At 68.8% G+C, this 9004-nt stretch carries 12 protein-coding genes and 1 pseudogene; all 13 read left to right on the top strand.

Features of this window, described 5'->3' with window-relative positions; all coding sequences use genetic code 11:
- A pseudogene (locus RBT54_RS17565) lies at positions 1–183 on the top strand (hypothetical protein); the annotation flags it as partial.
- 36 nt (positions 184–219) lie between these two features.
- Positions 220–918 carry a TIGR03759 family integrating conjugative element protein gene (locus RBT54_RS17570; protein WP_320368320.1) on the top strand — a complete coding sequence of 233 codons (699 nt, stop codon included), beginning with the start codon at positions 220–222 and terminating at the stop codon, positions 916–918.
- Positions 903–1523 (top strand): lytic transglycosylase domain-containing protein, encoded by a 621-nt coding sequence (locus tag RBT54_RS17575; protein WP_320368309.1) that lies wholly within the window; start codon positions 903–905, stop codon positions 1521–1523. The genes RBT54_RS17570 and RBT54_RS17575 overlap by 16 nt, the downstream gene beginning before the upstream one ends.
- A complete protein-coding gene (locus tag RBT54_RS17580) occupies positions 1520–2053 on the top strand; it encodes an integrating conjugative element protein (RefSeq protein ID WP_320368310.1) in 534 nt (177 codons plus the stop codon). Before RBT54_RS17575 ends, RBT54_RS17580 begins: the two co-directional genes overlap by 4 nt.
- Before the next feature lie 8 nt (positions 2054–2061).
- On the top strand, positions 2062–4218 hold the full coding sequence (gene traD / locus RBT54_RS17585) for a type IV conjugative transfer system coupling protein TraD (RefSeq protein WP_320368311.1): 2157 nt from the start codon (positions 2062–2064) through the stop codon (positions 4216–4218).
- Positions 4215–4964, top strand: a complete 750-nt coding sequence (locus tag RBT54_RS17590) for a TIGR03747 family integrating conjugative element membrane protein (RefSeq protein ID WP_320368312.1) — start codon at positions 4215–4217, stop codon at positions 4962–4964. The genes traD and RBT54_RS17590 overlap by 4 nt, the downstream gene beginning before the upstream one ends.
- A gap of 112 nt (positions 4965–5076) precedes the next feature.
- Complete coding sequence (locus RBT54_RS17595) at positions 5077–5442, top strand: RAQPRD family integrative conjugative element protein (RefSeq protein WP_320368313.1); 366 nt, start codon at positions 5077–5079, stop codon at positions 5440–5442.
- The gene (locus RBT54_RS17600; RefSeq protein ID WP_320368314.1) at positions 5439–5678 is read left to right on the top strand and encodes a TIGR03758 family integrating conjugative element protein; all 240 of its coding nucleotides are present in this window, start codon (positions 5439–5441) and stop codon (positions 5676–5678) included. Before RBT54_RS17595 ends, RBT54_RS17600 begins: the two co-directional genes overlap by 4 nt.
- 23 nt (positions 5679–5701) lie before the next feature.
- On the top strand, positions 5702–6088 hold the full coding sequence (locus tag RBT54_RS17605; protein ID WP_320368315.1) for a TIGR03745 family integrating conjugative element membrane protein: 387 nt from the start codon (positions 5702–5704) through the stop codon (positions 6086–6088).
- Positions 6089–6100: 12 nt separating this feature from the next.
- Positions 6101–6511, top strand: coding sequence for a TIGR03750 family conjugal transfer protein (locus RBT54_RS17610; protein ID WP_320368316.1), 411 nt, complete (start codon positions 6101–6103; stop codon positions 6509–6511).
- Entirely contained in the window at positions 6508–7200 is a 693-nt protein-coding gene (locus RBT54_RS17615) for a PFL_4703 family integrating conjugative element protein (RefSeq protein ID WP_320368317.1), read from the top strand. The genes RBT54_RS17610 and RBT54_RS17615 overlap by 4 nt, the downstream gene beginning before the upstream one ends.
- Positions 7197–8111 (top strand): TIGR03749 family integrating conjugative element protein, encoded by a 915-nt coding sequence (locus RBT54_RS17620; protein ID WP_320368318.1) that lies wholly within the window; start codon positions 7197–7199, stop codon positions 8109–8111. The genes RBT54_RS17615 and RBT54_RS17620 overlap by 4 nt, the downstream gene beginning before the upstream one ends.
- A partial coding sequence (locus RBT54_RS17625; RefSeq protein ID WP_320368319.1) for a TIGR03752 family integrating conjugative element protein occupies positions 8101–9004 on the top strand: 904 nt, incomplete at its 3' end. The genes RBT54_RS17620 and RBT54_RS17625, both read left to right, overlap by 11 nt.

Below are 9004 nucleotides of genomic sequence, written 5' to 3' on the forward strand. Positions count from 1 at the left end.
GAGCTGCGAGCCGGCGAACGCTTCCTGTCGATCCTGCCTGCCGATGCGGCTGCGCTGGCCCAGGCCCGTCTGCTGCGAGCCGGTGAAACCGAGGCCGGCTGGCGGCTCGAAGTGATGGAGGACGGCGCTGCCGTCTTCCGACACGGCGACGAGGTCCGCCGCCTGACGGTGCCCGAGCGATAGGAGGGGCAAGTGACGCAGCACAGGACCGTCAACCTCCTGACCGTCGCGCTTCTGACCAGCTCGATCCAGGTCGCGGTTGCCCAGCCCACTGCCACGACGACCACTGTCCCCGGCCGCGAGCGGCCGATGGCGACTGTCCGTAGCGACGAGTCCCACGCCCGCGACTGGGGGCTGAGTGCCGAAGACTGGACACGCTACCGGGAGCTGATGCAGGGACCGCTCGGGGTCTATTCGCCAGCGCTCGATCCGCTCACGGCGCTGGGCATCGAGGCCCGCAGCGAGGAGGAGCGCAGGCGCTACGCGGAGTTGCAGGTGCAGGCCGAGGCCCGGCGCGTCGGCAAGACGCTGGCCTACCAGCGGGCTTACGACGAGGCATGGCAGCGCCTGTTTCCCGGCCAGCTTCGCGTGAGCTTGCCCGGCGCAAAGGTTCAGGGGGCCGGCAACACCGGCTCCGGGCGCTTGGCGGTGTTCGTCAAGGACGACTGCACACCGTGCGCGCAGCGCGTCCAGCAATTGCAGGCGGCCGGCACGGCCTTCGACCTCTACATGGTCGGCAGCCGTCAGGACGATGCGCGCATCCGGCAGTGGGCCATCCAGGCGGGCATCGACCCGGCCAGGGTGCATGCCCGCACGATCACGCTCAACCATGACGCGGGGCGCTGGCTGTCGCTCGGCCTGCCCGGCGATCTGCCGGCCGTGGTGCGTGAGGCGAACGGCGAATGGCTGCGGCAATAGGGACCTTCGGCCTGGAGCTTCGGCTATCCGGCGTCGCCCTCCGCTTCGTCAGCGCCGCGCTGCTGCTCGCGAGCGGGGGCTGGTCGTTGGCTGCGCTGGCGCGTGAGGTGCCACCGCCGGCCTATCAACTGGCGGCACGCCGCGCAGACGTGCCGGCCAGGGTGCTATACGCAGTGGCCTTGCAGGAGAGCGGCACCAGGCTGCGCGGGCGCCTGATCCCTTGGCCGTGGACGCTCAACGTCGCCGGCGCGCCACGGCGCTATGCCACCCGCACCGACGCCTGCGCCGGGCTGCACCGGGCGCTCGCCCACACGCCGGCCAAGCGCATCGACGCCGGCCTGGGCCAGGTCAATCTCGGCTACCACACGCATCGCTACACGCAGCCCTGCGAGCTGCTGGACCCCTACCGTAACCTTGCCATCGCTGCGGAGATCCTGCGCGAACAGCACACGCCGGGCGAGGACTGGTTGCTTGCCATCGGCCGCTACCACCGGCCTGCCGGCGGGGCGCCCGCGGCGCGCTACCGGCGCAGTGTGCATCGGCACCTGACTCGCGTGCTCGACCCCGGCGGTCCCATTTCAATCGTCCAAGCCATCGCACCATGAACCCCATCGTCCCCATCGCGGCCATCGGGCTGCTGACCACGAGCACCGCCTTCGCCCAGAGCGCCTCCACACCGCTGATCGTCGTCGAAGACCGTGGCGGTGCCTCTGCATTGCCGTACTACCAATCCCTGGATCCCCAGCCGGAACACGCCACACCGCCGGCCCCGATCCCAGCCCCTCGCGTAGGCAACGCCGCCGACGCCGAAGCGGCCATGTTGCCAGTGCGCTCGACGCAACTGTCGCCCGGCGAGGTGCAGCACCGCGTCATCCGGGCGCCGGGCCTGATGCCGCTGTTCCTGGTCGGCGATGATGAGCGTTCGCGCGCCTGGCTGCACCAGCGGCAGGCAGCGCTGCGCGAGCTGGGCGCCGTGGGCCTGGTGGTACATGTGGAATCGGCCGCGGCCCTCGCAGAACTACGCCGCCTGGCTGTCGGCCTCAATCTGTCTCCGGCCTCCGGTGACGACCTGGCCCAGCGCCTGGGGCTGCGCCACTACCCGGTGCTCATCACGCCCACCGGCGTCGAGCAGTAGGTGCGCAAATGGCCCAGCCGCATGCGGTCGAGGTTCTGCTGCGGCCAGCGGTGGAGCTCTATACCGTGGCGGTCTGCACCGGCGCCGCGATTCTGTGCCTGGTGGCACCGTGGTCGCTCGCGCTGAACCCGCTGCTCGGCCTGGGCGCGGCGCTGGCCTTCCTGACCTTCGGCGCGATTCGTCTGCGCGATGCGTCGGCGATCCTGCGCTACCGCCGCAACATCCGCCGCCTGCCGCGCTACGTGATGACCAGCCGCGACGTGCCGGTGAGTCAGCTAAGGCTGTTTATCGGCCGGGGCTTTCGCTGGGAGCAGCGACACACGCACCGGCTGATGCAGACCTACCGGCCGGAGTTTCGCCGCTACGTCGAGCCGACGGCGATCTACCGCCTCGCCCGGCGGCTGGAGGAGCGCCTCGAGTTCGCGCCGTTTCCCGTCTCGACGCTGGCGCGCGCGCTGGCCTGGGACAGCCCGCTCAACCCGGCGCGGCCGCTGCCGCCGGTCGGCGGAATGCCCCGCCTGCATGGCATCGAGCCGCACGAGGTCGACGTCACCCTGCCGCTGGGCGAGCGCGTGGGCCACACCCTGGTGCTGGGCACCACGCGCGTGGGCAAGACGCGGCTGGCCGAACTGTTCATCACCCAGGACATCCGCCGCAAGGTCGGCGGGGAGCATGAGGTGGTGATCGTCTTCGACCCCAAGGGCGATGCGGACCTGTTGAAGCGCATGTACGTCGAGGCCCGGAGGGTAGGGCGCGAGGGCGAGTTCTACGTCTTCCATCTGGGCTGGCCGGACATCAGCGCGCGCTACAACGCGGTCGGTCGGTTCGGGCGGATCTCCGAGGTGGCCACGCGCATCGCCGGACAACTCTCGGGCGAAGGCAACAGCGCCGCATTCCGCGAGTTCGCTTGGCGCTTCGTCAACATCATCGCCCGCGCCCTGGTCGAGCTGGGGCAGCGGCCGGACTACCTGCTGATCCAGCGCCACGTCATCAACATCGACGCGCTGTTCATCGAGTACGCCCAGCACTACTTCGCCAAGAACGAGCCGAAGGCCTGGGAGGTCATCGTCCAGCTCGAAGCGAAGCTGAACGACAAGAACATCCCGCGCAACATGATCGGGCGCGAGAAGCGCGTGGTGGCCCTCGAACAGTACCTGTCCCAGGTGCGCATCTATGACCCGGTGCTCGACGGCCTGCGCAGCGCCGTGCGCTACGACCGGACGTACTTCGACAAGATCGTCGCTTCGCTGCTGCCGCTGCTGGAGAAGCTCACCACCGGCAAGATCGCGCAACTGCTCGCACCGAACTATTCCGACCTGTCCGACCCGCGGCCGATCTTCGACTGGATGCAGGTCATCCGCAAACGCGCGGTGGTCTACGTGGGGCTGGATGCGCTGTCCGACGCCGAAGTCGCGGCGGCGGTGGGCAACTCGATGTTCAGCGATCTGGTCTCGGTCGCCGGCCACATCTACAAGTTCGGCATCGACGACGGGCTGCCCGGCGCCGCGGTGGGCGCCAAGATTCCGATCAACGTCCACGCCGACGAATTCAATGAACTCATGGGCGACGAGTTCATTCCGATGGTCAACAAGGGCGGCGGTGCCGGCGTGCAGGTGACGGCCTACACGCAGACCTTGAGCGACATCGAGGCGCGCATCGGCAACCGTGCCAAGGCCGGCCAGGTGGTCGGCAACTTCAACAACCTGTTCATGCTGCGCGTGCGCGAGACCGCCACCGCCGAGCTGCTGACGCGACAACTGCCCAAGGTCGAGGTGTACGCCACGGCACTGATGAGCGGCGCCACCGACAGCTCCGACCCGCACGGCAATACCGCGTTCACGTCCAACACCCAGGACCGCATCAGCAGCAACAGCGTGCCGTTGATCGAGCCGGCGCATGTGGTGGCGCTGCCCAAGGGGCAGTGCTTCGCGCTGACCGAGGGCGGCAACCTCTGGAAAGTCCGCATGCCGCTGCCGGCACCCGACCCCGACGAAGCCATGCCGAAGGATCTGCAGGAGCTGGCCGGCTACATGCGGCAGCACTACGTCGAGGCAGGAGACTGGTGGGAGAACCAAGGCATCCCCGGCCTGCAGGACAAGGCGCTGCCCGACGACCTCGTGGCCGACTTCAAGCAGATGGCCGCGGCCGAAGAGGCCGAAGCATGAGCGATCCGGCTGTCGCGGCCCAGCGTCAGCAGCAACGACAGCAGGGGTTGATCGCCGACCTGGTCACACTGCCGTTCCGCTTCTTCGGCGTGCTGTGCGGCGCGCTGCTGCTGTGCATCCTGATCGAATGCATCGGCATGCACTTCTTCTGGCCCGATCAGGGCTGGCGCCACGCGCAGGGCATGCTGCACTACGAGCTGGACCAGATCTCCACGCATTTCACGCGCAGCGCGCTGGTGCAGGAGCCGGGGCGCACCGCGCACCGGCTGGTCGAGCAGGGTTACGACTGGATGTTCGTGAAGAGCGGCCTGCTGGACTGGATACGCGACGCCTCGGCGCAGGCCGCCGCCGGCAGCCATCGCCCGACCAAGGATTTCCGCTACTACATCGGCTTGGTCTCCGCGAACCTGGAGCGCTACCTGATCGCGGCGGCCTACACGACGCTGGTCTTCCTCGTGCGGCTGCTGGTGCTGTGCCTCACCCTGCCGCTGTTCCTGATGGCCGCCTTCGTCGGTCTGGTGGACGGGCTGGTGCGCCGGGACATCCGCCGTTTCGGCGCGGGACGCGAATCGGGGTTCATTTATCACCGCGCCCGGGCCAGCCTGACCCCGCTGGCCGTGCTGCCGTGGGTGACTTACCTGGCACTGCCGGTCAGCGTGAACCCGCTGCTGATCCTGCTGCCCAGCGCGGCGCTGCTGGGGGTGGCGGTGTGCATTGCGGCAGCGACGTTCAAGAAGTACCTGTGACGACGCAGCCTGCTTCCCATCAATCCGGTCATGCCCCAGTTCCCATTTCCCGCCGCGCAAAGCGGGCCTGCACCACAACATCTGCCCATCCGCTTCAGTGGGGAAGGGCACGATGGGACAGACCAGTTACAGCATATTCGCACGGGCTGCGTTTGCCCTTGTGTTGGCCGTGCCGTTCTCGGCGCTGCGGCCTGCCGTCGCCGCCGATGGCCCCGCCTCGGAGCGCGAGCAGCTCGCTGCGCTCGCCCGCCAACTCAACCTGATCGACCGCCTCGCCGAGCACGCCGCCAATACCGCTCCGCAGGAACGCGCCCGCTACCACTTCGACTACGCCCGGTTGCACGCAGACCTGCAGCGCGTTCGCGCCGGCCTGCAGGACTACCTTGTGCCCCAGCGCGCCCAGCCGCGCGATCCCGTCCCGTTGGCCGGCGATTACGTCCACAGAGACCGCGCCAACGACGAGGAGCCATCGCCGTGACCCCCTCTGCCGATCAAGTCGCCGCCTTCCAGGCCACCGGCGGCTTTGCGCCTTCGGCCGTCTCTGCCGTGGTGCTCGCTTTCGTGTTCGCCGTGTTGCTGCTGTGGGGCGTGTGGGCGATGCGTACCGCCTACGTCGGCTGGGCTGAACACCGCCTGACTGAACGCCAGTTCCTCGGCGTCATCGTGCGTTTCGTCGCGATGTACCTGGTGCTGAGCTTCTTCCTCCTGTCCTGACCACCATGAAAGGGTGTATCGCCATGAACGCTTCGACTACTCATCGCGCTGATGTTCGCACCACGGCGCGCCCATCCGTACGCATTGCCGCCGTGCTCGCCCCACTGGGTATCGCGGCCACGCCGGCGGCCTCCTGGGCGGCCCTGCCCACCATGGAGGACCCCTCGCGCGGTGCCGGCACCGGCATCATGCAGACGATCCAGAACTACGGCTACGACATCGTGCTGCTGGTCGCGCTGCTCGTGGTCGCCTCGATGTTCGTCGGTGTGTCCTATCACGCCTACACACGCTATTCGGAGATCCATACCGGTCGCGCCACCTGGGGCCAGTTTGGCCTGTCGGTCGCCGTGGGCGCGCTCTTGCTGGTGGTTGGCATCTGGCTGCTCACCAAGGCCACCGGCGTGCTGTAAGGGCGGCAAGTGATGGCCCTCCCTTCGGAGACTCCGTGCGACACGCTGGTGACCTTCCTGCCGCATCGGCTGAATCGCCAGCCGGTGGTCGTGCGCGGGCTGACCGCCGACGAGTTGTGGATCTGCGCCGGCCTGTCCGGTGCGGCCGGGTTTGTGCTCGGCCTGCCGCTGGCCTGGCTCACGCACAGCATCGCCATGGTGCCCACGCTGATCGTCGCCGGCATTGCGCTGGGCGTCTTTGTCGGCGGCGGCTTCCTGCGCGCGCAAAAACGCGGCCGGCCTGACACTTGGCTGTACCGACAGCTCGAGTGGCGGTTGGCCCTGCGGTACCCGGCGCTGGCGGCGCTCGTGGGCGGGCAGGGTCTCATCACCCGCTCGGGCTACTGGACGACCCGGCGCAGTGCTGATCGAGGGGCGCCATGAGCCGGTTCAGGAACGAGGTCGCGCACCTGCAGGCCCACGTGAAGACGCTGCGCCTCGGGGCCGGCGCGCTGTTCGTGGTGGCGCTGCTGCTGGGCTTCGGTTGGTGGAGTGCGCCGAAGGATCTCACCATCCATGTGCCGCCGGATCTGCGCTCGGGCAGCACGCGCAAGTGGTGGGACGTGCCGCCCGAGAGCGTGTATGCCTTCACGTTCTACATCTGGCAGCAGGTGCAGCGCTGGCCCACGAATGGCGAGGAGGACTATGCACGCAACCTGCGTGCGCTGTCGTCCTACCTGACGCCGGGCTGCCGGACCTTTCTGCAACAGGACTACGAGTACCGGCGCACCAGCGGTGAGCTGCGTCAGCGCGTGCGCGGCATCTACGAGATTCCCGGGCGTGGCTACGGCGAAGACCCGGCCGTGCGCGTCAAGGTGGTTTCCTCCCGGGACTGGATTGTCACGCTCGACGTGAGCGCAGACGAATACTACGGACCCGAGCAGATCAAGCGCGCCCTGGTGCGCTACCCCATCAAGGTCGTCCGGCTGGACATCGACCCCGAGCACAACCCTTTCGGCCTGGCGCTGGACTGCTACGCCAGCGCACCGCAGCGCATCGAAGCGCCGCCGACGCCGACCCAGGCGGGTGCACCCGCCAACGCTTCCGGCCACCTGCAGGGAGACGCCCCATGAAGTCCGCTGCCTTGTCGGCCCTGGCCGGCATCCTGCTGATCCTCGGGTTCGTACCGGTCGGCCATGCCCTGGAAATCCTGCGCTGGGAGCGTCTGCCGCTGCCGGTGCCGCTGGTGGTTGGTGAGGAGCGCGTGGTCTTCATCGACCGCAACGTGCGCGTCGGCGTACCGGCCAGCGTCGGCAACCACTTGCGTGTGCAGAGTGCAGGGGGCGCGATCTACCTGCGGGCGAGCGAGCCGATTCCGCCGACGCGGCTGCAACTGCAGGATGTGGAATCCGGCGCGATGATCCTGCTCGACATCGCCGCCGAGCCGGCGAAGGACGGCCAGGCGCCGCTCGAGCCGGTGCGCATCGTGGAAGCAGAGGCCCCCGCAAAGCGCTACGGCGGCGGTGCGACACGCGGCGCAGACGAGCCGGCCGAGGCGCCCGCAGACAAGACCGCTCCCTTGCGCGAAACGCCGGTCCCGGTCGTGCTGACACGCCATGCCGCGCAGAACCTGTATGCGCCGCTGCGCACGGTCGAGCCGGTTGCCGGCATCGGCCGCGTGAATCTGCGCCGCGAGCTCAAGCTGGACACCTTGCTGCCGGCCCTGCCGGTGCACGCGCGGGCGCTGGCCGCGTGGCGGCTGGAAGACCAATGGGTGACTGCCGTTCGACTCACCAACACCTCTGCGCGCTGGCTCGACCTCGACCCGCGCGCCCTGCAGGGGAACTTCGTGGCGGCGACCTTCCAGCATCCGAACCTGGGGCCGGCCGGCACTTCGCCCGACACCACGGTGCTCTACCTGGTAACGCGCGGCCACGGCCTAGCCGAGTCGCTGCTGCCGGCGCTGAGCCCGATCGACGCCACCGCGAACCTGCCGCCGGCTGCTGCGGCCGGCTCGACAGGAGCCGCGCGCGATGAGGAGTAATCCGCTGCTCAAGTGGCTGCTGATCCCGATGGCGCTGTTGCTGATGTTCGTCGGCATCAGGCTGTTCTCCGGCGTCCCCAGTGGCCAGCCGCCCCCCATGAGCGCCGCCAGTACGCTCACGCCCGAGGAGATGAAAGCCCTGGGCATCGCAGGCGACACGCCGCGCGATACCGTCGCCACGCTGGTGGCCCAGGTGAAGCAGTTGCGCACCGAGCTGCAGAGCGCGCTTGGCGACAACAAGCAGCAAAGGGCCGAGAACGAGCGCCTGCGCGCGCGGGAAAGCGCGATCGACCAGCGCATTCAGAACGCGCTGGAAGGCGAACGCAACCGCCTGGGGCAGGAGCGCGCCCAAGTGGCCAGCGACAGGCAGCAGACTCAGGGCTTGATGCAGGATCTGCAGCGGCAACTGGACGGCCTTGCCGGCAAGGGTGGCCCGTCCGATCTGCCGGTCGGACTGGGGCTGGAGGAGGGTGACGGCCAGCGCTTCGAACGCGGCACCAGTGACACGCAGTGGGTCGAGCCCGACGATGCCAAAGTGGACGCCACGAGCGGGAGCAAGGCGCCGAGCTTTCCATCGAGCTTCGGGCCGGCCCAGAAAAGCCTGTCGGCCACGGTGGAATCCGTCACCGACGTTGGCCGCCGCGCGGTGGGCGCATCCACGAAGGCCGTGTACACCGTGCCGTCGAACTCGACCCTCATGGGGTCAGTTGCCATGACGGCGCTGATCGGGCGCGTGCCGATCGATGGAACCGTCAACGACCCGTACCCGTTCAAGGTGCTGATCGGCCCCGACAACCTCACGGCCAACGGCATCGACATCCCCGACGTGGCCGGCGCCGTGGTCAGCGGCACGGCCTCGGGCGACTGGACCCTCTCGTGCGTGCGCGGGCAGA

Source organism: Thauera sp., assembly GCF_034003485.1.
In the GTDB taxonomy this organism is placed as follows: Bacteria; Pseudomonadota; Gammaproteobacteria; order Burkholderiales; family Rhodocyclaceae; genus Thauera.